This window comes from Rhodococcus sp. OAS809, assembly GCF_040546695.1.
GTDB classification, from domain to species: domain Bacteria; phylum Actinomycetota; class Actinomycetes; order Mycobacteriales; family Mycobacteriaceae; genus Rhodococcus_F; species Rhodococcus_F qingshengii.
Genome location: NZ_JBEPOI010000002.1, coordinates 4,910,054 through 4,934,696, shown reverse-complemented (window position 1 = coordinate 4,934,696; position 24,643 = coordinate 4,910,054). Strand labels below are relative to the sequence as shown.

Genomic DNA, 24,643 nt, shown 5'->3' with positions numbered 1-24,643 from the left:
ATGCTAGGCCGACGCAGGGTCCGTACGCTCGGAAGCGAGGTCAGGGGAGTTGTTTTCCCTGGCCCGCCGCAAGCCCGGTCAAGACCTCGGCGAGATGCGGCAAGGCGTACGGCGCGCTCAGTGGACCGAAATTGTCGACAAAGGCATTCGAGAGCAGAAGTTCGACCGGCGCATAGGCTCGCGCCTTCACCGCGGGGAGGTTCTGGAAAACTGCGAAGTTCTCCAACCTCGTCGTCGCTTCCTGATCAGAAGCGAGGCTGAGCAAAATGTCTGCGGGTGCGAGTACCTCCGCCTGCTCCATCGACAGCGCAGTCATCTGCTCGGCGTTGTATCCGCGATAGTCGAGTCCGAGTTCGCGCAGCAGAACCCCGGGCGCACTGGCATCCCCCTGCACATACAACTGATCGCCGTACATCGAGCCGATCATGATCGTCTTGCCACCCAAGCCGTTCAGGGAAGCTGCGGTGTCGGAGATCAGAGCGTCGGTCCGGGCGATCGCTGCAGCAGCAGCCTCGTCGACAAATGCGGCCTGCCCGACCGTGGCGACGCCGTCACGCCACGAGGTGGTCCAGTCCAGCGCGATGACCGGAGCGATCTGGCTGAGCCTCTCGGCTGCAGGTTCGAGATAAGTCTTCATTCCGATGATGAGGTCCGGCGAGTAGCGCGCGATGATTTCCGGGTTGATTTCGCCTGTGGTGCCGAAGCTTTCGAGGTCGGCTATTCCCGCGGTGCTCTGCCAAGGCAGTGAACCGCGGTCCCACGATCCTGTGTTGCCGTAGGCGACTGGGTGAACGCCGAGCGAGAGCAGGAATTCCAGATCCGTGAAGTCGCTGGCAACAACGATCCTTTCCGGCTTTCCCGAGATCGTGGTGGTTCCGAGCGCATTGATCACCTCACGTTGTTCGCCGGCATCAGAAGCATCTGATGTAGTCGAACACCCCGCAAGGATGGCGGCCGCTGCCGCCGCGCCGACGCCGAAGAACCCACGGCGACTGAGCTGGTCCACAAGTTCAGCGGTCGTCGGTGATTCGCGAATCGTTCCGTACACGTGTGCACTCTCCTTCTCGGCGTCTGCTGCGCGCGCCGAGGGCACAGCGAATGAGAGGTTAGCCCACCCTCAGCTCCCGTGGGGCCCTACGTTGTCGACTTCGAGCGATCCGAGCGCGAGAACACAGCTGGGCAGCTTCTCGCTGGTCTAGCCCCGCAGGCTGGCATGCGAGCCACGAGTCCACGCCGTCGACGGATTGATCAGACAAGTGCTGAAGATCGGTATCCCTCCTCCTTGTCGGCCCCTGACAAACTCGCTTCTGCACGTCGCCCACCGTTCGACTTGCGCGGCATGGGAGGATAGACACATCGAGATCGGGACTTCGATGTGAGGGCCCGGATCGAGTTTGTAGGGAGTATCGGTATGGCACAGGGCATCGTGAAGTGGTTCAACGGCGAAAAGGGCTTTGGTTTCATCGCTCCCGACGACGGAACACCGGACGTGTTCGTTCATTACTCTGAAATCTCGGGCAACGGCTACAAGTCGCTCGACGAGAACCAGCGTGTGGAGTTCGAGGTTGGCCAGGGCCAGAAGGGTCCTCAGGCCACCAATGTGCGCGCTGTCTAATCAGTGACACAAGAAGAGGGCCGCACCCGCAAGGGTGCGGCCCTCTTCTGCATCGGATTCACCTCTGAATCACTGATCCTGAATGACGGCCAACGCTCCAACGATGTTCGACTCCGCCACCGACTTCGAGATTCCGAGATCAGCCAGAACACCTGATCCGTCTTCGAGTTCGAGCAGTGCGAGCAGGATGTGCTCGGTTCCGATGTAGTTGTGGCCCAGGCGAAGAGCCTCACGGAACGTCAGTTCCAGGACCTTGCGCGCACGAGCGTCGTACGGAATGAGTTCTGGTAGTTCGGAAGTCGGAGCCGGTAGTACACCGGCCACTGCAGCTCGGACGGATCCGAGCTCCACCCCCTGCGCCACTATCGCCTTCGCAGCCAACCCGGCAGGCTCCTCGACGAGCCCCAGGAGCAGGTGCTCCGGCCGGATCTCTGCGTTACCGGCGGCGCGGGCTTCGTTCTGCGAGGCCATGACGACGTTCTTCGCCCGGGGAGTGAACCGGTTGAACCCTTCGTTCGGATCCATCGGCTTCTGATCACTCGGCGCCTTGGGAACAAAACGCTTCTGCGCAGCCTGCTTCGAGACACCCATGCTCGCGCCGATCTCCGTCCACGACGCTCCCGACCTACGCGCCTGGTCGACGAAGTGGCCGATCAGGTGATCTGCAACTTCACCGAGATGATCAGCGGCAATCACGGCGTCGGAAAGTTGGTCGAGCGCGTCGGTGTGCACCTTCTTGATCGCGTCGATGAGGTCGTCGAGTCGAACCTTGTTGGTCATTTCCACTGGTTTGCTCATGCGTCAACCATAGGTTGACGCAATCGAAAACGTCAACCCTAGGTTGACGATCGTCTTCGCCGCCCAGTGCTCAGCCGGAAAAGAATTCACGCAGAGCCGGGACAATAGCGTCGTCGGCGACGCCGTGGCCCTGACCGGGGATCTCCAAAGTCTTTGTCCCCAAGACTTTTGCAGCGATTCTCGTCGCCGAGTCAGGTGCCCATTGACCACTGTCACCGCCGTACATGACCAACGTGGGGACGGTAATGGAGGCAAGCCAGTCGAGCGACTGACAGCCGTGATCACACACAGCGACGTCGTAAGGCAAGGTGTGCGCGATGGCGCACATGTCGGGCCAATCGGCACTCCGCTTGATCTCGTCGACCATCTCCGCGGATGCACCGGTCAGATCCAGAAAACGCGTCACAGCACCTTCCCTGTCGCCGCCCGCAATCAATCGCTCCAGGTCACTTTGGGCAGTCTCGTCACGCTGGTCGTCGTCCATGTACGGCGCCTCGTAGACGGCGAGCTTACGCATCGGAACGGCCTGCGCAGCGGCCTCCAAAGCCAGCGCGGCACCCGACGACAATCCGTAAACGAGCGGTGTTTCACCGGTGGCAGCGACGACCGCCCGCAAGTCCTCCACCTCGGCGTCGATCGAGAACGCGCGACTGTCACCGCTGTCCCCGCGTCCGCGCCTGTCGTACGAGTACACCGTGAAGTCCGCCGCCAACTCTGCAGCCAGGGAATCGAACCAACCGCGGTCGCAGAACGCTCCGGCGACCAGGACCACTGCTGGTCCGGCACCGGAGCGTTCGTATGCGATGGTCGTACCGTCGCGGGATTGCACTACCGCTGGGGATTGCTCTGTTTGCACGTCGATCTCCTCAGGTCTGGTCAATGCCTACCTGATTAGACCGCCCGCGTTACCTAAACTCATCGGTCCGGTCGGCAGAGGCTTCAGCTGATCTTGTTGTACAGGGCATCCCAACCCTGTGCCACGTACGAAATCGTGTAGATCGAACCGTAGAACGTAGAGCCACCCAGACTGGTGACGTTGCCCGCCCGCACTGCCGGGAGTCGCTGCCACAGCTTGCTCGCCACCAATGCCTGGTACGCCGCACTGTCCTCGTTCTCGGTGATCATGAAGCCGTCGACGCCGGCCAGCACGTCGAGGCCTTCGAGGCTGACGCCGCCCTCGGGATCGAGCCCCTCCGAGGTGGCGGTTTTGCCACCGATGTCGCCGAGCGTCATGTCGCTGGGCTTGTCGCCCTTCTCGGAGGTACGGATGCTCGTGACGTACAGCGTGTTCGTGTCCGGCATGAACGAGACACTGGCGACGGTCTTGGACGCAATCTTCTCGGCATGACGACTGCGGATGTCGGAAATCAGATTGTCGTAGTCGAGCGTCAATCGATCGAGTGTGGCCGTTCGACCGAGCCAGCCCGACAACCGCGAGAGGTTTGTGCGCCAGTCGTCGGTGAACTCTGTCGTCAGAACCGGTGCGATGGTGGACATCTCGGCCACCGGCCACCACTCGCTCTCGTAGTTCAGGCACACGATCAGGTCGGGCTCGAGCGCCAAGATCTGCTCGCGGTTGGGGATCTCCGACAGGAACGGTACCGACGAATCGATAGGCACCCACGGTGTCGCCTGGGCGTACGTGTAGCCGACGAGCGGAAGTTCCAGAGCTACAGCAGGTTCCAGATCGAGCCGCGAGTCGATCGCGACAACCCTCTTCGGATTGACAGGAATGTCGTACGTTCCGAGAGGTGTCGTCACAGAACGCATTTCGGTTTCACCCGAACTGCTCCCGCTGTCACCGCAGGCCGCCAGGAACGCGCCCAGCCCGGCGATCCCGGCACCGAAGCCGAACTGCCGACGTGTGAGGTCCGAAACGAGGCGGTTGTCGGAGTAGCCCTCGGGAAGCAAGAGCGTGGATTGAGCGGGCATGCGTGTCGAACCTCCAAAAGAAATGAATCATCCACTGTTGCGAGCGGATAAGGATGCCCTAACAGCGTACGCAGGGAGGGTCGTCGCGATCGGCCCAGAAATAGTCGAATCAGGCCAAATCGAGCCGCCCTACTTGTCGAGCTTGCGCATCTCGACGAAGTAGACCGCGCTGAACGCGAGGTAGGTGCCGACGATTCCGAGAACCGAGATGATCAGGACGAGAGCAAGAAACATAGCCATGATGGTCTCCACTGACACGGGTTGTTCACGATGTCGATCGAGAGAAAATGGCTTCGAACTGCGGCGCTGCGACTCGAAGCGGTGCCGAAACTTTGAGTTACACACACCACGGTAGCCCCAGGCGTCTCGAGTTTCGATGAACTCGAGGTGAACTCTCCTACGGCTGCGTCACACTTTTTGTCGGACGGTCAGTTCGGTCCGAGCACCTGCCCCGACCACTCGACCAAAGGTGTCAGTGCGCGCCACGCCGCGCGAACTTCCTTCAACGTCCTGGCGCTGTCCAACCACGGCGGGCTCGGGTAAGTACGCCCAGCGGTCAGCGACTTGTGACGCAGCAATTCGATCCGCGGGTGATCGACCGTGTATCCGCGAGGCGCCGTCTTGAGCTTGTCGCCGCCGATCGTGAATCCGGCCTTCTCGACGGAGGCCAGGATCTTCTCGAGCTCCGGGCCTCGAACGTCGTCGTCGACGGCCGCACGATAACGCGCGATAGTCTCCGAACTGCTGGCGTAGAAACCGCCGGCCACCATCAACCCTGCCGCGTCGATCTGCACGTAGTAGCCACAGCTCTCGGCGAGACCGACGAACGCGCCCTGATGTGTCTTGTACGGAATCTTGTCCTTCGAGAATCGAACGTCTCGATATGGCCGAAAGAGCTTGGCCGTGCCGAATTCGTCCTCCAACGCTGCGGTCAACGACGCCATCGGACGACGAACCACTTCGTCGTACGTCTCCTTGTGCGCTGCCCACCAGGTCTTGCTGTTGTCGGCTTCCAGGTCTTCGTAGAAATCGAGTGCAGCAACGGGTATGCCAGTGAACGCAGCCATGACGTAAGCCTAGCTGCCTGTTTGGCTTTGGACCGTCTGCCCTGCACCGATGCCCGGATCGGCCCGAATCCGTAGACTGCATGGAGATGATTTCCGAAATACAAGCATGGGAACTGACCGATACCAACCGAGACTGGTTGATTCACCGACCCGTCGAGATCGCGATCTACGTGGCGCTCGCAGTCGTTCTGCGCTTCGCACTGCACCGCGGGATCGATCGAATGTCGAAGCCTCGCAAGTCTCCGAACGCCAAGGTGAACGAGCGCCGATCGCAGCGAGCCCGGACCATCGGTTCGGTACTCAAATCGACGGTGTCCATCGTCATCCTCGTCTGGTGTGTGCTGCAGATCCTCGGCATCCTCGGGATCAACGTCGCGCCGTTCATCGCATCCGCCGGCGTCATCGGTCTTGCCATCGGTTTCGGTGCACAAAACCTGGTGCGTGACTTCCTCTCCGGCATCTTCATGTTGCTGGAAGATCAGTACGGTGTCGGCGACGTCGTCGATCTCGGCGACGCGGTCGGCACCGTCGAAACAGTGGGCCTGCGTGTCACCACGATTCGAGATGCCAACGGCACCTTGTGGTACTGCCGCAATGGCGAAATCCTGCGAGTGGGCAACATGAGTCAGGGTTACGCCACTGCAGTTCTCGATCTCCCCATCGCCCACAATGCGAACGTGCACAAAGCGTGCGAGGTGGCGACGCGAGCTGTCCTCGAGGCGGCAGAGTCCGAACCGATCAGGGCGGACATGATCGACAAGCCGGAGATGCTGGGAGTCAATTCGGTTACTGCCGAGGCAATTACCATTCGAGTGACGGCGCAGGTCAAGCCTGGGCGCCAATGGGCAGTCCAGCGCGCATTTGCACGCTCGGCGCTGACTGCGTTCGAAGAGCAGGGAATCGAGGCACCGTACCTGCCTGTTCTGCGCTGACGGTTGAAACGGAATCGACTGCCCTTTCCATCATTTACGCGAGCCCCCGGCGGGGTCGAAACCACCGGGGGCTCGCTGGTGCCTGACGCACGATTCAGACGGTGGAGGTCGAGACCTCCCGATCTGCCGAGCTGTTGCCAAACACCCTGTGCAGGAACATCGTCAGAGCAATTGCTGCCACGATTCCGATCAGCGGCGGGATTCCCACCTCGAACTCACCGGAAAGCCAAGCGAGGAACGCTGCGACGGCATAGACGGCGAGGTTTCGCCAGTGGACCGGCTGCGGGGTGTAACCCTCGGGAATGCCGCGCCGCCAGCGGCACAGGAAGTCCGCGATGATCACACCGCCCAATGGCGGGATGAACGTTCCGAGCAGGCTCAGATAGTCGACAAGATGGTTGTGCACACCGGTCAGAGCGAGCGCCGTGCCGATCACACACCCACCGATGACGAACGGGGTCTTGCGGGGCTTTCTGAACAATTCGGCGCCGGCCACCCCGAAGGCGTATGCGGTGTCGGCGTTGCTCTTCCAGAGGTTCCCGAACAGCAAGACCAGGCCCCAGCCGACAAGCCCGAGGTTGTAGAGAATCAGCACGAAATCACCTTCGTGGAACGTGATAGCTCCGATGGCACCGAACAGGATCATCAATCCGTTTCCGAGGAGGAACCCGATAACGCAGGCCCACACCGCTTGTGATCCGGAACGGGCAAACCTGGTCCAGTTGGGCGCTTGCGTTCCCGCCGATACAAACGTGCCGACCACAGTGGTGATTGCGAGCGCGATCGTCATGGTCGTCTGCGGTTGAACCGAGACCAGGCCGGAGAACCCACCGACTTCCTCGAGGGACCGGAATACGACCCAGCAGGCCAACGCCAGGATCAAGGGCGTCGAGACGAGCGAGACCCAATACATTCCGCGGTAGCCGTAGCAGGCGGTGATGCACATCAAGATGCTCGCCGCGATCATCACCGACGCCCGCGCGAGATAGGAATCCCAGCCCAATGCCTGCGCGGTGAGATCGCCGATCGTGCCGATGATGACTCCGTACCAGCCGATCTGGGTACCGCCCAGCAGGATCGAAGCGAGCTTGGCCCCGCGAGTGCCGAAACTGTAGCGCGCCATCACAACTGTTGTCAGCCCGGTTCGGGCTCCGACGAACCCCATCATGGCGACGTAGACCCCCAAGATGGCGGATCCGGCGGCGATCACCACCATCAGTTTCCAGAACGAGAACGCGGTACCGAGCGCTGCTCCGGCCAACATCGTCGGCGTGAAGATGGTGAACCCCAACAACACGACTGCGAGCGAGAAGAACGGCTTTCGTGCATGAAGCGGAACCGGAGTGACGGGATAGTCTGGATCGACCGGGTGGCCTGGGCTCTCCGAATCGCCTGCGACCGTGGCAGGTTCGACGGCGCTGCTCATACAACTTCGCCGATGTCTTCGAGCCACAGGCTCGGGCGCTCGGCCAGCATGCGGTCCATCAGTGCCACACACTCCGCGTCGTCGACGACGTCGACCTGAATTCCGCTGCTGCGCAACCATTCCTCCGATGCCTCGAAGGAACGATTTTCGCCGACCACGATTCGAGGGATCTCGTACAGGCGAGCCGTTCCGGCGCACATGAAGCACGGCGACAAAGTCGTGTAGAGGACACACTCGCGATACACCGAGGCCGGCAGTCGTCCGGCGCGCTCGATGCAGTCGGTCTCGCCATGACGGATGGCGCTGTTCATCTGGACCCGACGGTTACGTCCGACTGCGAGAACCTCGCCCCGGTGAATCAGCGCCGCGCCGATCGGCACGCCGCCCTCCTCCCAACCGATCTTCGCCTGTTCGATCGCAAGTCCGAGAAAATACTCATCGGTGTGTGCCGGATGATTCATGTGCGCTCCTGGAGTCTGACCAAAATCGTCGATTGTGGCTCGTGTCACAATCCGACCACGGTGGTAACAGCCCGACAAGGGACAACCTGTCAGTTCGGCAGAACTAGCTCTATGACGAAGTGCCCCCTCGGCGGACGATATAGAAATGCTCCCGACTCTGCGACAAGTTCTTGCGATGCCCTCGTTCAAGGCCGCTGCAATCGAGGTGCTCGCGGGCGACGTCGATACCGCGGTGGTCCGCTGGGTCCATTCGTCCGAGGTGTACGAAATGGGTGGGCTGCTGTCCGGAGGTGAGGTCCTTCTGACCACGGGCCTCGGTCTGCACGGGCGATCTCCCGAGCAGCTCACCGCCTACATCGACCAATTGGCGGACGCGGGATGCGTCGCACTCGCGATGGAAGTCGGGCGCTCGTTCCTCACGGCCCCTCCCGAACTCGTCGAAGCTTCGCGCCGACGGGGACTCGCGTTCTTGGCCCTGCACGCAGTAGTGCCCTTCGAGCGGATGGTCGAAGACTTTCACGACCTCATGCTCCGCCGCACTCTCGGTTCGGCGCAAGCGGGCGAGCCTGTCTGGCAAGAACTTCTGAGTCTCGTGGTTGCAGGCCAGGGCATGACTGCGCTGCTCGACAAGGTGTCACGACTCGCGGGGTGCGGCGTCGATCTGCTCGACGCGGATGGCAGAACCGTCGAGCGCAGCACAACCGGCGCAGAGCGATCCGAGACCGAACGCACTATCCACGACGTACGCGGCCCGACGAACTCACTCGGTCGACTTGTCCTGTGCGGGCCGGCAACCACACGCCGAACCGCCGTCGCAAACTGCGCCGCCGTCGCGGTAGCTCTGGAACTCGGCCGTCACGGCGATCTCGGCCCAAGACAGTCACTCGCCCAATCGGTGATCACCGACGTGGTGGGCGGTGTGCTCACATCGCACGGCGACTTGTCCGAGCGACTGACAGCGGCCGGGTGGACGCCGTTGTCGGAGGGGCACCACGTCCTCGTCGCCGCTGTCGACATCGATCGGCAAACCCCGGTTCGAGAGCTCGCTGACCAAGTACGCGACGCCGTGCGGGCCGTGCTCGGCTCCTGTGTCGTCGGGACTGCGGCCAATCACGTCATCGTGCTCGCGCACGGGTGGGCGTCCGCATCCCCCGCTCGAGTGCGGACTGCGTTCACCGAAGCCGACGAGCTGCTACGCCGCGGGCCGGGCGGTTCCGCGGTACGCACGCTCGGAGTGGCGACGCCGGTCGCGGACCTGTCGGGCGTCGGGGCTGCGGTCGCGCAAGCTCGCGAAGTCGTCCAGATCGCGCGGCGCTTCGGCACCCGGACCGGAGTGATCCTCGCGAGGGACGTCGGCGTCCAACGACTGCTCGCCGCCGGAACGACACCCGCTTCGCTGTCCATGTTCGTAACCGAGCAACTCGGTTCGCTGATCGCATACGACACAGCACATTCCGCCGATCTCGTCCGAACGCTCGACGCGTACCTCGCACATCGGGGCGGCAAGGCGAGAACCGCGGATTTCCTCGGCATTCGGCGTCAGTCGCTTTATGCACGGCTCACGCGTATCGAGAAGCTGATGGGTGTTTCCCTCGACGATCCGGCACAGGTGGTCTGCCTCGGGCTTGCGCTGACCGCATGGCGTATGCGCACCGGCCTTGATCCACAAGCAGCGTTCGAGCGTCTCCCCGGGTGAGCGACAACCTCTGCGATGATGAACGAATGACCGGAGCAGCGGAGTTGATGATCGAGATCCCTGCCGGCGAGGTGCACCTTCGGGACGACCGCAAAGGTACTGCGTGGACCTCGAAAGTCGAATCCTTCCGCCTCGCACGCCATCTCACCACCAGGGCGCTGCTTCACGGAGATTCGTCGGACGATTCGAGCAAACCAGCGGTCAACCTTTCATGGAAGGACGCCATCGCAACCTGCAACGCACTTTCGGTCGCGGACGGTCTGACACCCGCATATCGAGACGTCGACACCGATTCTCCGCAGTGGGACCGGGGCGCAACTGGCTACCGGCTCGCCACCGAGGCCGAGTGGCAGTACGCATGCAAGGCCGGCACCTCCGGCTACCGCTACGGCGAGATCGACGAGATTGCTTGGTACAGCGACAATTCAGAGGGTAGGGCTCGTCCCGTCGGAACGAAGGCACCCAACAACTGGGGCCTGTACGACATGATCGGCAATGTCTGGGAATGGTGCTGGGATCTCTACGACCCCGAGGTCTACGGCACGTACCGGATCTTTCGCGGCGGCAGTTGGGCCGAAAGCGAGCGCGGTTGCGGCGCTACCGTAAGGAGGCGAAGCCATCCGACGTTTGCAATCGACGACCTGGGATTTCGCCTAGCTCAAACGATCTGAGGGCAGACGGCTGAGGACTTCGAGCACAGCCTCGATCTCTTCTCGACTGCGCAGCCGAACTATCGGCAACGACGGCACATCGACAAGAACCGTGGCCATTCGCTCGGCGTTGCGTCCGTCGGTTCGCCAGGCCCAGCGCACCACGTGATCCGGATCGAACAGAATGGTGTGCAGTGGAGGCTCCATGTTGCGATTCCACAACACCTCTCGCTGCAATCGCCGACGCACGGTTCGTGTGATCACCTGGCGCATCACCGTCCGCCGAGGCAGATCCAACCACAGCATCAGGTCCGCACGCTCGGCCAGAAGTCGACGCACCGCACCGTACTGCCACTCGGTCACCCAGGCCGGCTCGCTGGAAAAGCGTCGTACTTCGGTTTCGAAACTGTCGAGCGGAATCCAGCCGGGCCCGTGGAACAGCGAGTCCAGCTCAGTGTGTTCGATCTCGAGAAGCCGCCCGATTCGACCGGCGAGAGTCGTCTTTCCGGCACCGGAAGTCCCCGCGACAAGGATCTTCTGCGGACGAATCGTCAGCGCGGCGGGGTCTACGAAAGGCACCGATACACCCTAGGGGCCTTACACTTCGCAGTCCACCCATTCGATGTAACCGGTGCCGTTGATCGACGCACCGTCGAAGCTTCCCCGGTAGGTATACGCGCCGACGTATCCCTTGCCGTGACCGTAGCGCCACTCCGACTCGATCTCGGCCTCGAACTCCACGACCGTCCTGCCGTGATCGCGTACCTGCCAACGCTGTACGCGCGGCACACGCATCTCGCGACCCTGTGGGTCGACGTGCAATGCGTCGGCGTACTCGAGCACGTCGAACTCGACGTCGTCGAAGACCTTCGCACTACCGTCGACAGTCCGAATGTAGGCGAGCTTGCACGCCGTAACCCCTGACGCTCGAACATCGGTGAGCAACAACTGATGCCGGTCGTCCAGTTGAACGATCTGGTAGGTGAAAAAGTCGGCCGGGAGCTTCCACGACTCGGGAAGCGCGCGGCGAGTCAACGATTGCGGTGTCATGCACCGCGCGTACTCGACGGTGCACGGAGCCGAAATACTCACCGGTCCATCCGGACTCGCAATTGTTCCGGAGCACTGTGCCAGCAGACTGACGTGGTCGTAGACGGGATTACGCACGAACCACGACGCTTGGTCCGTTGCCACGATCTCGAGATCGACGTCGAATGAGTCGTATCGCCCGGTGACACGGAAGTTCGGATAGCTGTTCTCGATGATCAGGTTGTCACCGAAGGCGATTCGCGAACCATCTTCTTCGAACGCACACTCATCGGCAGCGTCGTACGCCCGGTAGAAGTGATGGCCCGGCGCTGCGGTGGAACTCAGCACGGTTGCGGTGTTTCGCGCGTCGGGTGCAGCGAGATAGTCGTTGTCGAACACCACCGTCCCGGTTGCACCGATCAACGTCATGGTGTTGAGGTAACGGAAAGGCCCTGGCAGCCGGGGAACGAAGATCCCGTAGTGCGTCCACGCAAACTTCCGCGAAGCCAGGTGCGGACGCAGCATCTCGGGCCGATCGAACGGGCGTACCGATTCCGCCATTCGCTTGTCGATCAGCGGTAGCGCGCCGTCCAGCAAAGCCCGAACCGCGGGTCGCCACAATCGGCGCGAGCGGGTGGCGGGAACAGGGTCGGAACGATCAACGGTTTGTCCGGTCACGCCCCTAAGTTAATGTAACCAGCCGTAACAAACAAGTGTCGAAGTCTCCTCGACGACCTCACACCCTGAACACCCGCGCTCTGCCCACCGGGCGAATAGCATGTGAGAATCCGCGTACCGGAACCGGTCGCAGAGAGGGCGCAACAATGCAGCACGAAGAGTCGTCGTTCACCGGAGTCGCCGGTACCAAGATCGTCTACGACGTGTGGACACCGGACCGCGAACCCACCGGGGTTCTCGTCCTGTGCCACGGACTCGGCGAACACGCGAGGCGCTACGACCATGTTGCTGCGCGGCTCGGGGAACTCGGGCTCATCGTGTACGCACCCGACCATCGCGGGCACGGACGCTCTGGCGGCAAGCGCGTTCACCTCAAGGAATTCTCCGACTTCACCGACGACGTCCACACGTTGTTCTCGATCGTGACGGCGGCACATCCCGGCAAGGACAAGTTCCTGCTCGGGCACAGCATGGGCGGCGCGATCGCCCTTTCCTACGCCCTCGACCATCAGGCCGATCTCAAAGCCCTCGCCCTGTCCGGACCTGCGGTGATCATCGCAACCGGCACTCCGAAGATCGTGATGCAGCTGGGCAAGATCGTCGGCAAATACCTCCCGGACGTGCCCGTCGAGAACCTGGAAGCTGCTGCCGTATCGCGTGATCAGAAGGTCGTCGACAAGTACAACGCCGACCCGCTGGTTCACCACGGCAAGGTTCCCGCCGGCATCGCGCGCGGCATGATCACCGCCGCGGAAGGCTTCCCGGCGCGCCTGCCCTCGCTCACCATTCCCGTACTGCTTCAACACGGCTCGGACGACCGTTTGACGGACCCGGCCGGCAGCAAGCTCGTCGCAGATCTGGCCGGCTCTTCGGATGTGACCTTGAAGGTGTACGACGGCCTGTACCACGAGATCTTCAACGAGCCTGAGCAGGAAGAAGTTCTGAACGATCTGATCGAGTGGCTGCGTCCGCGGGTCACCGGAGCATAGTCATGTCTACGTGCGGGATCCTGCTGGCGGCCGGGGTCGGATCCCGCATGGGCAAGCCCAAAGCGCTCGTCACAAACGCCGAGGGTCAGTCTTGGCTCCACCACGGGGTGACGACACTGCAGTCCGCAGGCCTCTCACCGGTCATCGTGGTCCTCGGCGCGCAGGCAGAGGACGCCCTCGAACTACTGCCCACCACCGATGTCATTGTGGTGATATCGGATTGGCAACACGGAATGAGCGCGTCACTGCGCTGCGGACTCGAGGCCGCCATGCGAATCGACGACGCAGATGCGGCAGCGATCTCTCTGGTCGACGTCCCGGACCTCAACGCCGACACCGTGACGCGGATCGTGGGTCACAGCTCCCCATCACGAAACATACTGCGAAGAGCTGTCTTTCACGGCCGTCCCGGCCATCCCGTCCTGATCGGACGCGACCACTGGCCGACGCTTGCAAAGTCACTCACCGGGGACGGCGGCGCCAACACCTACCTACGCAAGAACGGGGTCGAGTTGGTGGAGTGCAGCGACCTCAGCAGCGGCGTCGACGTCGACTACCCCGAAGCCTGATCGCACGTCACAATCCTCCCAGGTGGTGGGTGTCCGTATTCGGTGTAAAGATGGCCCGATGAAACGTACAGTCGCCGCCCTGCTCGACATCGAGATCGACGAGGCGACCAACCTGGAGTTCAAGATCGCGGTGACGCGCGCGCCGGGTGTCGAACTGCTGGAAACGATGTCGTTCGTCCATGACGGCAATCCGCTCGAACCCCGCGAGATCACCGCCGAACACGGTACCCGGATTCACCTACTCGACTGTGCCCCAGGCAAACTGATCGTCAGCTACGACGCAACCGTCATCGGCCGCGCAGAACCGGCGTCGGTCAGCGACTACGACGTGTCGAAATATCTGCGCCCCAGCCGGTATGCCGAGGCCGACAAGTTCTTCGGTTTTGTCGCCGGGCAATTCGATCTCGCCACTCCCCCGGCCGAACTCCTCCTCGAAGTCACTCGCTGGGTGAGTACACATTTGAGTTATGTTCCCGGCACCAGTCGCGGCACCGACAGTGCGGTCGACACCTTGCTCGCCGGCGCCGGAGTGTGCCGCGACTACTCGCACCTGACCATCTCACTGCTGCGCGCCGTGGGGATTCCCGCTCGACTGGTGGCCGTCTACGCGCCGGGCTGCGATCCGATGGATTTTCACGCCGTAGTCGAAGCCAATATCGACCACGTCTGGCGCGTGGTCGATGCAACGCAATTGGCGCCGCGCAGCAATCTTGTGCGCATCTCGACCGGCCGAGATGCCGCAGACACAGCCTTCCTCGACAATCACGGCGGTTCGATCACGTTGCACGCCTCGGAAGTTCGCGCAGTCGTCGACGGCGTTCTCGACAACGACGACTACGCAACACTCACATCGATCGGCTGAAAAGCGTCAGGCGCTGATCTGGTTCTGCGAGGCCATCGTTCGCTCGAGGAACTTGATCGTGAGATCGACGATCGCCTTCCCCTCCCGAAGAGCTTTCCCGATCACCGGGAAAGCATGGATCTGCCCACTCCAGATGTGCGTTTCGACGGCTTGTCCTGCCTTGATCAAGTTTTCGGTCATGATCTCGACGTCGGGACGCATCAGTTCGTATTCGGCGGACACCAGGAACGACGGCGGAATCAGACTGGCGTCGGCGTTGATCGGCGACTGCGCACCGGGAATCTCGTCCGGACCCTCGAGCCACCGGTCCTTGAGCTTTTCCACCTGTGACATCGGTAGGTAGGCATCACGTTTCATGAAATCGGGATCATGGTCCTCGAGGTTCACGTTGAGAAGAGGGGAATATCCCACCACGGCAGCGGGCCGCGTGATTCCGCGCAGTGCGGCAATTTCGGCGACCTTCATGGCCAGGTATCCGCCCGCCGAGTCACCGGCAACCACAATCTTGTTCGGGTCTTCGGCTGTCTCGAGCAACGCGGTGTACGCGGCCATTGCGTCCTTGACCGAGGTGCCGATGGAACCTTCCGGCAGCTGGCGGTAGCGCACGGAGATCACCGGTACTCCGGCCTTCGCAGAGAGCAAACCGCACAGTGCCCGGTGCGTTGCCAGACCGCAGAAGACGAATCCCCCTCCATGGAAGTAGAGGATCGTGGCGCCGGCCAACTCGCCCTGCGCTTTGCGTGGATGCTGCACCTTCTCGCTGGGCACACCACCCAGCGTGAAAGGCTCGATATCGAGGTTCTTCGGCTTCGGCAGTTTGTCCGCCATCGCGTCGAGTCGCTCGAGTTGGCGGATACCACGTTCGGTGGTCGGCCAGAGGGTGAACATCGGCTTCACGAACGTCCTGGTCAGGCAGAAGATGACCCGCGCTCGCGGACTCACGTTCCAATGCCATACCGTCGAATCTCGCGTCCGCATAGCGTCCTCCCAGGTCAAGCCGTTTTGTGCATTTGAGTTACACATACTTGTCGGCTGCTGATGTGAACGATAACTGACGCTGCGTCAAAATGACACGACGGGTATGGATCAATTGCTCGAGCGTGTGCAAGTTCTGGTCGCGATCACGGCCGGGAGAGATATGCGCACAGTCCGCGGTGCCCTCCACGCATCATCGCTTCATGATTCCACTCGAACAGCGGCTTCGCGACCTTCGCGGCCAGACCAAGCGCTCCGGACACCGCTACCTGTTGCCGAAATTCGGCTGTGCAACCAGATCCAGCGGGGCGCACCGCCCAGCTACTCCACCCGGTCATTGCGCCGGTGAGACGCACTTTCAGAAAGCGGTCAACTGAGTCTTCCACCTCGCGTGCCCCGAAGACCAGCAGCGTCAGAGGGACAGCGCTGCGGATGGACATGGAGCCTGAATGCTCGTCGATCGTCCCGACTCGGCGTATCTGAGGCCACCACTGCGAATACCGTTCGGCATCCGCGAGAACCTCGTAGACGCGGTCAGCAGAGGCAGGAAGCGTCCAGACGCTGTGGAAGTCGAAGTCGGTCACGGTTCAGTCCGTCTGCGCAGCAGCAGTCACCCAAGCACCGTAACCCGAACCGCGGGTGCCTACACGCCGGGCTTGCTCAGTATTCGAATGTCTCCACCCGTCGCAGGATCTCCTCCGCGATCTTGGCGGGACTCCCGCCCACGTCGACGACGATGGCCTGTTCGTCCGGGTCGACGGCCTCGAGTGTCGAGATCTGGGAGTCGAGCAGCGAGGCGGGCATGTAGTGATCGAGGCGAGCGGTCAATCGCTGGCCGATCTGATCCCGCGAACCGGCGAGGTGCACGAACACGACGTGCTCACCGCGAAGCACGTCGCGGTAGCTGCGCTTGAGTGCCGAACACGTAACGATGCCCGGCTGACCGGCGTCGGTATGGCTCTTGATCCAGACGGCGATCTTGTCGAGCCAGGGCCAGCGGTCTTCGTCGTTCAGCGGATGCCCGGTCGCCATCTTGTCGATGTTCGCCTGCGGGTGCAGATCGTCGCCTTCTTGAAGGTCCCAGCCCATCGCTCCGGCGAGCATGCCGCCGACCGTCGACTTTCCCGAACCCGAGACACCCATCAGGACGAGCACGGGGTACTGCTTCTGCTGTGCCGCTTCGCTGTTCATGTGCTCGCCTACCTAGATGAATGCGCTCAACACGAGCACTCCGGCCAGGCCCGATACCGAGATGATGCATTCCATCACGGTCCAGGTCTTGAGGTTCTGTACCACGCTGACGCCCAGATACTCCTTCACCAACCAGAATCCGGCGTCGTTGACGTGCGAGAGGAAGAGCGAGCCTGCGCCGATCGCCAAGACCATCAGCGAGACATGTGCGGACGAGAGATCGGCCGCAACCGGAGCAAGGATGCCCGACGCCGTCACCGTTGCCACCGTCGCCGAACCCGTTGCGACGCGGATCAATACCGCCACCAGCCAGGCCAGGAACAGCACGGGAAGGCTGCTGCCCTTGATCGCGTCGGCGATCACTCCGGCGATACCGGTGTCGATCAGGACCTGTTTGAAACCGCCACCGGCGCCGACGATCAACAAGATGCCTGCGATGGGAGGTAGGGAACTCTCGAGTGACTTCGAGATGGCCTTGCGGTCCATTCCGCCGCCGCGACCCAGCAGCACCATACCGACCAGAACCGCGAGACCCAAAGCCACAACGGGTGTTCCGAGGAAGTCGAGGACGGACTTGGGGAGTGCCTCGGAATCGGGTGCGATCACGTCTGCAAATGCTTTGCCCAGCATGAGAACAACCGGGAGGAGGATCGCTGCGAGAGTAGCCGCGAACGAGGGACGCTGCTTCTTCTCTTCCTCGCCTCGATCTTCGCCTGTGACAAAAAGATCCGGGACCTTCACGTCGACCCACCGTGCGGCGTACTTACTGAAGACCGGTCCGGCGAGAACAACAGTGGGGATCGCGACGAGGACACCGAGTGCGAGGGTGAGGCCGAGGTTTGCGTTCAAAGCCGAGACTGCAACCAGCGGCCCGGGGTGCGGGGGAACCAACCCGTGCATGGCCGAGAGGCCGGCGAGGGTGGGGATCGCGATGCGCATCAGGGACAAGCCGGAACGCCGCGCGACGAGGATGATGACCGGCATCAACAGGACGAGACCGATTTCGAAGAACATCGGCAGACCGATCACTGCGCCGACCAGAGCCATGGTCCACGGAAGCGCCTTGGTGCTGGAGCGGCCGACCAGCGTGTCGACCACTCGGTCGGCACCGCCGGAATCGGCGAGGAGTTTGCCGAACATCGCGCCGAAACCGATCAGGATTCCGACGCTTCCCATGGTCGACCCGAAGCCGGTGGCGAACGCCGCGACCGACTCGGCCGATCCGAGGCCGGCCGCCAGACCGACACCAACCGCACCGATGGACAGTGCGAGGAAGGGGTGCAGGTCGAGCCAGGTGATCAGCGCGATGATAACCGCGACGCCGGCGACTGCAGCGATGATCAATCGTGCGTCGCTACCAGCGGGGACGACCTCGGCCGCCAGCAATGCTGTGGTGTTCATAGGGACTCCCAGTCCGATGAGTGATTGAGGTCACTGTTCCTTAATTAACCTACAATTTCAAGAGCAGACACTAATTTGTAGTATTTATTCGGCTTCCACCGGGCTTACTCCATACGCATGGGACGATCTACGTATGCCTTCTGTCCCGTTTCAGCAGTTACACGACTCGATGCTGGAACAGCTCGGCCAAGACATAGTCGGTGGTGTGCTCGCTCCGGGTACCACGATCTCCGCCGACGAGGTGGCAACGCGCTACGACGTGTCGCGAACCGTCATCCGCGAAGTTGTCCGCGTTCTCGAATCCCTCGGACTTGCCTCGGTTCGTCGACGCGTCGGAATCACCATCCTGGGCTCCGAACACTGGAACTCGCTCGACCCCAATGTCATCCGCTGGCAACTGGCCGGTCCTGATCGGTTCGAGCAGCTGTCTATCCTCAGCGAACTCCGTTCCGGCATCGAACCTCTGGCTGCGCGACTCGCCGCAACTCGCGCCACACCTGAGCAGTGCGGCGCTCTCACTGCAGCCGTCATCGGCATGTCAGCTACCTCTCGCGCTGCCGATACCGGCGCCTATCTCGGCCATGACTCCGACTTCCACCGCACCCTGCTCGCCGCCTCCGGTAACCCGATGCTGCGGGCGATGTCGCAGATCGTCGTCGAGATACTCGAAGGCCGCACCCGCCACTCGTTGATGCCCCACGAGGCCGACCCCGAAGCGATTCACCTGCACGGAGTGGTCGCATCTGCTATTCAGGCCGGGGACGCCGACGCCGCGGAAGCCGCCATGCGCTCGATCGTCGCGGAATCCGCAGAAGCGGTCGAAACAATGCGCGAAAGCCCCGAACCGCCGCCTCATCTGTAAGTCGAGCCACAGACTCGGCGGAATTGGCCCGCAACTGCGCCGCAAGTGGAACGCTTGGCGCCATGACAGCACTCGCTACCCAGAACAGCGCACTCTGATGGCCCGCCCGGTACGCGTCGTCGTCCTCGGTGCCGGATCGTGGGGAACCACGGTGGCCGGCCTCGCTGCCCGCAACACCCCGACCCTGTTGTGGGCACGCAATTCCGAAGCAGCCGACGAGATCAATTCGCAACGGACCAACTCCAAATACCTTGGTGAGCGCAAACTTCCCAAGGGGCTCAAGGCAACCTCGGATCTGGTCGAAGCCGCCCGAGAAGCGGACGTACTCGTGTGCGGGGTGCCATCGCACGCCGTTCGCTCCACCCTCGCCGAGATCGCCAACGAGGTTCGGGCGTGGGTCCCGGTGTTGTCACTGTCCAAGGGCCTCGAGCCCGGCACCCGGCAGCGTCCCACCGAAGTGATCGCCGAGTGCCTGCCCGGCCATCCCGTCGGATTGCTCGCGGGCCCCAACATCGCCAAGGAGATCGTCGACGGCATGGCCGCGGCATCGGTCGTGGCCACCCAGGACGATCGCGTCGCCGCCGCGCTGCAACCCCTGTTCGCGTCGTCGGTCTTCCGCGTCTACCGCAACACCGACGTGCTCGGCTGCGAACTCGGCGGCATCCTCAAGAACATCGTTGCCATCGCCTCGGGCATGGCCGACGGTCTGGGAGTCGGTGACAACACTCGTGCGATGGTGCTCGCACGTGGTCTCGCCGAGATGACCCGACTCGGTGAAGCGATGGGCGCCAACCCACGCACCTTTGCCGGCTTGACGGGCGTCGGCGATCTGATTGCCACCTGCATGGCTCCGACTTCTCGGAACCGTCGCGTCGGCGAAGCTCTGGCGCAGGGATTGACCGTCGAGGAGGCGGTCGCCAAGCTCGGTCAGGTCGCCGAGGGCGTCAAGACCGCCCCCACTGTCATGGATCTGGCCCGTGAATACGGCGTCGACATGCCGATTGCCGCGGAGGTCGAGGCCGTCATCGGTGGTCGCCAAAGTGCCAGCGACGCATATCGCGGACTTCAGAAGGTTGCCCCGGGCGGCGAGCACGAAGTGGCGTGAGGAAGATCTACAGGTATCTAGCGATTTGGCTAGATACCTGTAGATCGCCCGAGATCACGGAATTGGAGCGTCGACGAAGATGTCGATCGCCAACGGTGACTGACCGCCGTACTGCGAGAAATCCGAGATCCCCGCCTCGCGCAAGATCTCGACGTCGAGCACTGTACGACCGGTATCCGTGCCGGCGGGACGCCCGAGAATCTCGACAGCCGCATCGGCCATGATCTCGGGTGAACGCGAGTGCTCGATACTGTCGTCTCCCCCGAGCAGGTTTCCGACAGCGGCCGTGGCGATCATGGTCTCCGGCCACAGGCAATTACTCGAAATCGGTGCACCTGAATACTCTGCGGCGATACCCAAGGCCGCCAATGTCATTCCGTATTTGGCCAACATGTAGCCCGGATGAGCACCCAACCAGTGCGGCGAAAAGTTGAGCGGCGGCGACAGCGTCAACACGTGCGCATTGGCCGAAACCCGAAGGTACGGAAGGCACGCGCGGGTGAGCGCGAAGGTACCACGGACATTGACCTGCTGCATCAGATCGAATCGCTTCATCGCGAGATCTTCGGTTTTCGAGATGTCGAGGACGCTCGCGTTGTTGACCACGATGTCGATGCCACCGAAGTGCTCTACCGCTGCAGCCACGGCCCGCGCGATGTCGTCGTCGTTCCTCACGTCGCCGACGACCGGAACGGCATGACCCTCGAGCTCGTTCAACTCGTCCACAGCCGTGTGGATAGTTCCGGGCAGCCTGGGATCCGGCGTATCGGTCTTGGCGAGCAACACGATATTTCCGCCGCGGCGCGCTATCGCACGGGCGATGGCAAGTCCGATGCCACGGCTTCCCCCGGACATGATCGCGGTTCGTCCGCGGAAGTTCTTGTCGTCCAAAACGAATCCTTGTCATCGTCGACGGTCTTCGTCGTTGCGGGTGTGGCCGCGGGAAGTCCCGGCACGACCACTCGTCGACTTCCACGATATGAGCGCCTTCATGCGATGACTACGTCCGCAGAGCATCAACAATCGTTGGTCCGTTGTCCTGACGGGACAACGGATCAATCCGGTCAGCCACCCACCGGGCGCAGAATCCACCATCCGCCGAGCACGAGCACCGCGACGTTCACGAGCAGGAACAACCCGACCCAGACGATCGCGGGTATCGGTGAGAGCCTGGCCAATTGGTCGGCGTCCGAGTCCGGTGCCCCGCCTCGTCGCATTCGCTGCCGTTGAAGTTCCACGACCGGGCGTGGTCCGGCAAAGAGGAGGAAGAGCGTCAGGAAGTACGCTGCGGCCACTTGCTGCTCCTGGGTCCCCCACCAGACGAGCCCGAACAACACGGCTCCCACCACGGCAAGTGAGAAGACTCCGTAGAGGTTTCGGATCAGGACCATCATCACCGCGATGACGAATACGCCGATCCACAGCACCGAGACCGCGCGCTGCGCGCCCAACAACCCGGCCGCGCCGAGTCCGAGAATCGACGGACCGACGTAACCCGCGAACGTCATCAGAATGACGCCGAAGCCGGTCGGTTTGCCCGACGAAATAGCAACACCCGACGTATCCGAATGCAGGCGAAGACCTTTCAACCGTCGACCGACCAGGACTGCGACGATCAGATGAGCGCCCTCGTGTGCGATGGTGACGACGTTGCGGGCGATCCGCCACAGGTGCGGTTCGAGAACGATGATCACGGCGATCAACGCGGCCAGTTGAACCACCCAGGCCGGCGGATTGGGACTGAGCGCCGCCACCCGATCCCACGCGGTTTCGAGCGCGTTCACTCCGCTTGTCCGCGCAGGTATCGGCCGAAGTGCGGGACCGTGAATCCGATGGATCCACGTTCTGCCGAATAGATCAGTCCCTTCTTGATCAGTCCATCGCGTGCCGGCGACAGGGAAGCCGGTTTGCGCCCCAACTCGACGGCGATCTTCGCGGTTGCGACGGGTCCGTCGTCACCGGCGAGATCGGCCATGGCGCGCATGTACTCACGCTCCGCGGGCGTTGCTCGCTCGTATCGCGATCCGAAGAAACCGACAGCGAGTTCTTCCTCAGCCGTCGGCGCGCCGACGCGCACGTCTTCTGCCGTGATAGGACTCGACGCCGCCACATCCCACGTGGCTTTTCCGTAGGCCTGAACGAAGTACGGGTACCCGTCAGCCGCTTCGTACAGAGCGTCGAGCGCGGATTCGGTGAACTCGACGTCCTCACGCTCGGCAGGTGCGATCAGTGCCTGATCTGCAGCTTCACGCTCGAGGCGATCGATCCGGTGGTAGCTGAACAGGCGCTCCGAGTAGCTTTTCGACGCCGACAGCACAGCAGGCAGATGCGGAAGCCCTGCACCGACGACGATCAGCGGTGCCGCGTCCTGACTCAACTCGTGGCAGGCCCCGCAGATCGCCGAGACATCCGCGGCACCGAGGTCCTGCATCTCGTCGATGAAGATGGCGATCCCGACGCCGACATCCCTGGCCAGCGACGACGCGTCGAGCAGCAACTCGACGAGGTCGATCTCGATGTCGCCGCTGTCCGCGCGACCTTTGATCGCGGGTGCGTCGATACCTGGCTGCCAGCGCTCGCGCATTCCCTTGTCCGCAGTGGCGCGTAGGGCAAACGATTTGAGGACTCCGAGGAACTGCTCGACCCGCTCCGGATCGCGATGGGAGACCGCGATCTCTCGGACTGCCATGTGCAGCGCCGACGAGAGTGGGCGTCGTAAATCCTGATCGGGGCGCGCCTCGATCTTGCCTGTCCCCCAGCTTCGGGAGATCGCGGCCGAACGCAACTGATTGAGCAGGACGGTCTTGCCGACGCCACGCAATCCGGTGAGGACAACACTTCGTTCCGGGCGGCCACGCGCAATTCGCTCGAGAACGACGTCGAAGGCGTCGATCTGCTTGTCGCGCCCGGCGAGTTCCGGCGGGCGTTGACCGGCACCGGGGGCATACGGATTGCGCACGGGGTCCATGCCCATCGACGGTACAAGCCGAGTAGACGAATATCCCGCTCTCTAGCGCGTGTCCTAGAGAGAACTAGGAACCGCAATATCGGCGCTACCTCGTCGAGCTCTCCCTCGACCGGAACCAAACCAGGGCCGGGCTACATGAGGGCCAGCGCTCCTAGTCTTGTTTCCCTGTACGCGTACGACGAAACCGGTGGCGTACCTTCAGCGGCAGATCTTAAGAACAGCAAACTTACTCCTGCAATCACTCAAGAACTGATGCCATTCATTCTTGCGCGTCAAACCAGTAAGCACGGACACGTTTCAAATACGGGTGCCGGGAACTGAAGCACTCCCCATAGGTCGCTTCGAAGCCCTACGAACTTCTCAGAAACGAGGGTGCGTGATCCGGAATTCCCGCATGGCGCCTTCTGCTTGTGGCGAAGAGGTGTCATCTGTTCGGATGAATCTGCAGAATTCCGTTGATGATTGCCCCAGATGGTCCTACCATGACCGACAGTTGGAAATGTAAATAGACCAAGGGAAACTGAAATGCTTCTACTGAGGCGGACCGTGCAGGCAAACTCATTCCACTCGCGACAATTAACTGTTTTACTAACTTTAACCGCAATATTCTTCGGTTCGTTAATTACAGCACCGACCGCACGTGCCGTTACACCAAAACCCGTGCAGCTAACGGTTCAACAAGCATGTTCTTCGGCAGACTATGTACTTATAGGAGCAAGAGGGTCAGGAGACCCGTCGGATGGGCAGTTCGGCGGCTTGGGTAGTGTCGCCTATTCCGCCTATCAATATCTTACCGACAAGTTAGCCAAGCGCAACACCTCCATTGCCGCAATACCCGTCACGTATCCTGCTCAAGAAGTCCAATCGTTGGCCCTCACACTAACGGGGAAAAGTTACTATTTCGATGGACTAGCCCAGGGTGTTAGCGATATCCGGAAATCAATTAACACTTTTGAAACGTGGCCCGGATGCAAAGGAAAGCAACTAGTTCTCATCGGATATTCCCAAGGAGCAATGGTTATCAATCGAGTCCTCCAAGAGCCAAACAAGAACCATCCTGTCTTTTTCTCTGCCAATATTCTCATCGGTAACGGTGACCGGCACTCCAACGACCGCACGATACCGGTCGGAAATGCCAGAGCAAACTCCAAAGGAATCGGCTTTACATTTCCTCCGATGAGTGGAACCAAATTCGTCCCCCTGGCACCGCTCGACATTAACGCGGTAAATGTTTGCGTTGACGGAGACATAGTCTGCGCACCTCACTTGAACACCGTCAAACCTCCCTGGTGGTGCACTGCATTACTCAGTAAAGCTTGTTCCGCTTTCTGGTCCGTCGTTGCAGGAGTCGATCTATACAGACAGGTAAATCTACACCTTACTTCTTACGCCGGCAGTTCCATCTTGCGCCAAGCTATCGACAATCGATTCGATTGA

General features: G+C 61.8%; 26 protein-coding genes. 10 read left to right on the top strand and 16 right to left on the bottom strand.

Annotation, left to right across the window (positions count from 1 at the left end; translation table 11 throughout):
* Positions 1-40 precede the first annotated feature (40 nt).
* Positions 41-1,093, bottom strand: a complete 1,053-nt coding sequence (locus ABIE52_RS26010) for an ABC transporter substrate-binding protein (protein ID WP_261255126.1) — start codon at positions 1,091-1,093, stop codon at positions 41-43.
* A 318-nt stretch (positions 1,094-1,411) separates the two neighbouring features.
* On the opposite strand from ABIE52_RS26010, the gene ABIE52_RS26005 reads away from it, so the two are divergent.
* On the top strand, positions 1,412-1,615 hold the full coding sequence (locus tag ABIE52_RS26005) for a cold-shock protein (protein ID WP_003939930.1): 204 nt from the start codon (positions 1,412-1,414) through the stop codon (positions 1,613-1,615).
* A 69-nt stretch (positions 1,616-1,684) separates the two neighbouring features.
* Here the strand turns inward: ABIE52_RS26005 and ABIE52_RS26000 are convergent, their stop codons facing one another.
* The 4 genes from ABIE52_RS26000 to ABIE52_RS25985 form a co-directional block, all read right to left on the bottom strand.
* Positions 1,685-2,413 (bottom strand): Clp protease N-terminal domain-containing protein, encoded by a 729-nt coding sequence (locus ABIE52_RS26000; protein ID WP_081558480.1) that lies wholly within the window; start codon positions 2,411-2,413, stop codon positions 1,685-1,687.
* A 70-nt stretch (positions 2,414-2,483) separates the two neighbouring features.
* Positions 2,484-3,269 carry an alpha/beta fold hydrolase gene (locus ABIE52_RS25995; protein WP_192712179.1) on the bottom strand — a complete coding sequence of 262 codons (786 nt, stop codon included), beginning with the start codon at positions 3,267-3,269 and terminating at the stop codon, positions 2,484-2,486.
* An 83-nt stretch (positions 3,270-3,352) separates the two neighbouring features.
* Entirely contained in the window at positions 3,353-4,345 is a 993-nt protein-coding gene (locus tag ABIE52_RS25990; protein ID WP_192712178.1) for an ABC transporter substrate-binding protein, read from the bottom strand.
* A gap of 428 nt (positions 4,346-4,773) precedes the next feature.
* Positions 4,774-5,412, bottom strand: coding sequence for a DUF2461 domain-containing protein (locus tag ABIE52_RS25985; RefSeq protein ID WP_054828147.1), 639 nt, complete (start codon positions 5,410-5,412; stop codon positions 4,774-4,776).
* Between the two features lie 80 nt (positions 5,413-5,492).
* Here ABIE52_RS25985 and ABIE52_RS25980 point away from each other — a divergent pair, with 80 nt between their 5' ends.
* Positions 5,493-6,344: a mechanosensitive ion channel family protein gene (locus ABIE52_RS25980; protein WP_430459228.1), complete on the top strand. Its 852-nt coding sequence runs from the start codon at positions 5,493-5,495 to the stop codon at positions 6,342-6,344.
* Positions 6,345-6,438: 94 nt separating this feature from the next.
* Here the strand turns inward: ABIE52_RS25980 and codB are convergent, their stop codons facing one another.
* Together codB and ABIE52_RS25970 are read right to left on the bottom strand one after the other, a co-directional pair.
* Positions 6,439-7,770 (bottom strand): cytosine permease, encoded by a 1,332-nt coding sequence (gene codB / locus ABIE52_RS25975; RefSeq protein ID WP_192712177.1) that lies wholly within the window; start codon positions 7,768-7,770, stop codon positions 6,439-6,441.
* Positions 7,767-8,231: a nucleoside deaminase gene (locus ABIE52_RS25970; protein WP_003940577.1), complete on the bottom strand. Its 465-nt coding sequence runs from the start codon at positions 8,229-8,231 to the stop codon at positions 7,767-7,769. Before ABIE52_RS25970 ends, codB begins: the two co-directional genes overlap by 4 nt.
* 175 nt (positions 8,232-8,406) lie before the next feature.
* On the opposite strand from ABIE52_RS25970, the gene ABIE52_RS25965 reads away from it, so the two are divergent.
* Both ABIE52_RS25965 and ABIE52_RS25960 read left to right on the top strand, forming a co-directional pair.
* A complete protein-coding gene (locus ABIE52_RS25965; protein ID WP_257237587.1) occupies positions 8,407-9,927 on the top strand; it encodes a PucR family transcriptional regulator in 1,521 nt (506 codons plus the stop codon).
* A 26-nt stretch (positions 9,928-9,953) separates the two neighbouring features.
* The gene (locus tag ABIE52_RS25960; RefSeq protein WP_030536540.1) at positions 9,954-10,598 is read left to right on the top strand and encodes a formylglycine-generating enzyme family protein; all 645 of its coding nucleotides are present in this window, start codon (positions 9,954-9,956) and stop codon (positions 10,596-10,598) included.
* On the opposite strand, the gene ABIE52_RS25955 is transcribed toward ABIE52_RS25960, so the two are convergent.
* A complete protein-coding gene (locus ABIE52_RS25955; protein ID WP_058226628.1) occupies positions 10,581-11,156 on the bottom strand; it encodes a P-loop NTPase family protein in 576 nt (191 codons plus the stop codon). The two genes, ABIE52_RS25960 and ABIE52_RS25955, sit on opposite strands and share 18 nt — an antisense overlap.
* An 18-nt stretch (positions 11,157-11,174) precedes the next feature.
* Positions 11,175-12,284: a DUF6670 family protein gene (locus tag ABIE52_RS25950; protein WP_192712175.1), complete on the bottom strand. Its 1,110-nt coding sequence runs from the start codon at positions 12,282-12,284 to the stop codon at positions 11,175-11,177.
* 146 nt (positions 12,285-12,430) lie between these two features.
* Here ABIE52_RS25950 and ABIE52_RS25945 point away from each other — a divergent pair, with 146 nt between their 5' ends.
* Genes ABIE52_RS25945 through ABIE52_RS25935 form a run of 3 tightly spaced genes read left to right on the top strand, consistent with a single transcriptional unit; the run spans position 12,431 to position 14,704 of the window.
* Positions 12,431-13,273 (top strand): alpha/beta hydrolase, encoded by an 843-nt coding sequence (locus ABIE52_RS25945; RefSeq protein WP_019745522.1) that lies wholly within the window; start codon positions 12,431-12,433, stop codon positions 13,271-13,273.
* 2 nt (positions 13,274-13,275) lie between these two features.
* Positions 13,276-13,842, top strand: a complete 567-nt coding sequence (locus ABIE52_RS25940) for a nucleotidyltransferase family protein (protein ID WP_050654563.1) — start codon at positions 13,276-13,278, stop codon at positions 13,840-13,842.
* A 58-nt stretch (positions 13,843-13,900) separates the two neighbouring features.
* Entirely contained in the window at positions 13,901-14,704 is an 804-nt protein-coding gene (locus ABIE52_RS25935) for a transglutaminase-like domain-containing protein (RefSeq protein WP_030536536.1), read from the top strand.
* A 6-nt stretch (positions 14,705-14,710) separates the two neighbouring features.
* Here the strand turns inward: ABIE52_RS25935 and ABIE52_RS25930 are convergent, their stop codons facing one another.
* From ABIE52_RS25930 to ABIE52_RS25915, 4 genes are all read right to left on the bottom strand, one after another.
* Positions 14,711-15,682 carry an alpha/beta hydrolase gene (locus tag ABIE52_RS25930; protein WP_030536535.1) on the bottom strand — a complete coding sequence of 324 codons (972 nt, stop codon included), beginning with the start codon at positions 15,680-15,682 and terminating at the stop codon, positions 14,711-14,713.
* A 143-nt stretch (positions 15,683-15,825) separates the two neighbouring features.
* Positions 15,826-16,263: an SRPBCC family protein gene (locus tag ABIE52_RS25925; protein ID WP_192712174.1), complete on the bottom strand. Its 438-nt coding sequence runs from the start codon at positions 16,261-16,263 to the stop codon at positions 15,826-15,828.
* 76 nt (positions 16,264-16,339) lie between these two features.
* The gene (locus ABIE52_RS25920) at positions 16,340-16,870 is read right to left on the bottom strand and encodes a gluconokinase (protein ID WP_003940404.1); all 531 of its coding nucleotides are present in this window, start codon (positions 16,868-16,870) and stop codon (positions 16,340-16,342) included.
* A 12-nt stretch (positions 16,871-16,882) separates the two neighbouring features.
* On the bottom strand, positions 16,883-18,271 hold the full coding sequence (locus ABIE52_RS25915; RefSeq protein ID WP_003939838.1) for a GntP family permease: 1,389 nt from the start codon (positions 18,269-18,271) through the stop codon (positions 16,883-16,885).
* 133 nt (positions 18,272-18,404) lie between these two features.
* Here ABIE52_RS25915 and ABIE52_RS25910 point away from each other — a divergent pair, with 133 nt between their 5' ends.
* Positions 18,405-19,133, top strand: coding sequence for a FadR/GntR family transcriptional regulator (locus tag ABIE52_RS25910; RefSeq protein WP_030536531.1), 729 nt, complete (start codon positions 18,405-18,407; stop codon positions 19,131-19,133).
* Positions 19,134-19,230: 97 nt separating this feature from the next.
* On the top strand, positions 19,231-20,238 hold the full coding sequence (locus ABIE52_RS25905) for an NAD(P)H-dependent glycerol-3-phosphate dehydrogenase (protein WP_003940093.1): 1,008 nt from the start codon (positions 19,231-19,233) through the stop codon (positions 20,236-20,238).
* Positions 20,239-20,292: 54 nt separating this feature from the next.
* On the opposite strand, the gene ABIE52_RS25900 is transcribed toward ABIE52_RS25905, so the two are convergent.
* The 3 genes from ABIE52_RS25900 to ABIE52_RS25890 all read right to left on the bottom strand — a co-directional run bounded on the left by ABIE52_RS25900 (position 20,293) and on the right by ABIE52_RS25890 (position 23,206).
* A complete protein-coding gene (locus ABIE52_RS25900) occupies positions 20,293-21,129 on the bottom strand; it encodes an SDR family oxidoreductase (protein WP_047272023.1) in 837 nt (278 codons plus the stop codon).
* 173 nt (positions 21,130-21,302) lie between these two features.
* A complete protein-coding gene (locus ABIE52_RS25895) occupies positions 21,303-22,022 on the bottom strand; it encodes a M50 family metallopeptidase (protein ID WP_003940327.1) in 720 nt (239 codons plus the stop codon).
* Complete coding sequence (locus ABIE52_RS25890) at positions 22,019-23,206, bottom strand: ATP-binding protein (RefSeq protein ID WP_007729973.1); 1,188 nt, start codon at positions 23,204-23,206, stop codon at positions 22,019-22,021. The genes ABIE52_RS25895 and ABIE52_RS25890 overlap by 4 nt, the downstream gene beginning before the upstream one ends.
* A gap of 546 nt (positions 23,207-23,752) precedes the next feature.
* Here ABIE52_RS25890 and ABIE52_RS25885 point away from each other — a divergent pair.
* On the top strand, positions 23,753-24,643 hold the full coding sequence (locus tag ABIE52_RS25885) for a cutinase family protein (protein ID WP_192712173.1): 891 nt from the start codon (positions 23,753-23,755) through the stop codon (positions 24,641-24,643).

Excerpts from the sequence above, each read along its gene's own strand:
- ABIE52_RS25965 (WP_257237587.1), top strand. The coding sequence starts at position 8,407 with ATGCCCTCGTTCAAGGCCGCTGCAATCGAGGTGCTCGCGGGCGACGTC.
- codB (WP_192712177.1), bottom strand. The coding sequence starts at position 7,770 with ATGAGCAGCGCCGTCGAACCTGCCACGGTCGCAGGCGATTCGGAGAGC.
- ABIE52_RS25890 (WP_007729973.1), bottom strand. The coding sequence starts at position 23,206 with ATGGACCCCGTGCGCAATCCGTATGCCCCCGGTGCCGGTCAACGCCCG.
- ABIE52_RS25985 (WP_054828147.1), bottom strand. The coding sequence starts at position 5,412 with ATGGCTGCGTTCACTGGCATACCCGTTGCTGCACTCGATTTCTACGAA.
- ABIE52_RS25920 (WP_003940404.1), bottom strand. The coding sequence starts at position 16,870 with ATGAACAGCGAAGCGGCACAGCAGAAGCAGTACCCCGTGCTCGTCCTG.
- ABIE52_RS25980 (WP_430459228.1), top strand. The coding sequence starts at position 5,493 with ATGGAGATGATTTCCGAAATACAAGCATGGGAACTGACCGATACCAAC.
- ABIE52_RS25915 (WP_003939838.1), bottom strand. The coding sequence starts at position 18,271 with ATGAACACCACAGCATTGCTGGCGGCCGAGGTCGTCCCCGCTGGTAGC.
- ABIE52_RS26005 (WP_003939930.1), top strand. The coding sequence starts at position 1,412 with ATGGCACAGGGCATCGTGAAGTGGTTCAACGGCGAAAAGGGCTTTGGT.
- ABIE52_RS25940 (WP_050654563.1), top strand. The coding sequence starts at position 13,276 with ATGTCTACGTGCGGGATCCTGCTGGCGGCCGGGGTCGGATCCCGCATG.
- ABIE52_RS25935 (WP_030536536.1), top strand. The coding sequence starts at position 13,901 with ATGAAACGTACAGTCGCCGCCCTGCTCGACATCGAGATCGACGAGGCG.
- ABIE52_RS25905 (WP_003940093.1), top strand. The coding sequence starts at position 19,231 with ATGGCCCGCCCGGTACGCGTCGTCGTCCTCGGTGCCGGATCGTGGGGA.
- ABIE52_RS26000 (WP_081558480.1), bottom strand. The coding sequence starts at position 2,413 with ATGAGCAAACCAGTGGAAATGACCAACAAGGTTCGACTCGACGACCTC.
- ABIE52_RS25945 (WP_019745522.1), top strand. The coding sequence starts at position 12,431 with ATGCAGCACGAAGAGTCGTCGTTCACCGGAGTCGCCGGTACCAAGATC.
- ABIE52_RS25930 (WP_030536535.1), bottom strand. The coding sequence starts at position 15,682 with ATGCGGACGCGAGATTCGACGGTATGGCATTGGAACGTGAGTCCGCGA.
- ABIE52_RS25970 (WP_003940577.1), bottom strand. The coding sequence starts at position 8,231 with ATGAATCATCCGGCACACACCGATGAGTATTTTCTCGGACTTGCGATC.
- ABIE52_RS25910 (WP_030536531.1), top strand. The coding sequence starts at position 18,405 with ATGCCTTCTGTCCCGTTTCAGCAGTTACACGACTCGATGCTGGAACAG.
- ABIE52_RS25990 (WP_192712178.1), bottom strand. The coding sequence starts at position 4,345 with ATGCCCGCTCAATCCACGCTCTTGCTTCCCGAGGGCTACTCCGACAAC.
- ABIE52_RS25960 (WP_030536540.1), top strand. The coding sequence starts at position 9,954 with ATGACCGGAGCAGCGGAGTTGATGATCGAGATCCCTGCCGGCGAGGTG.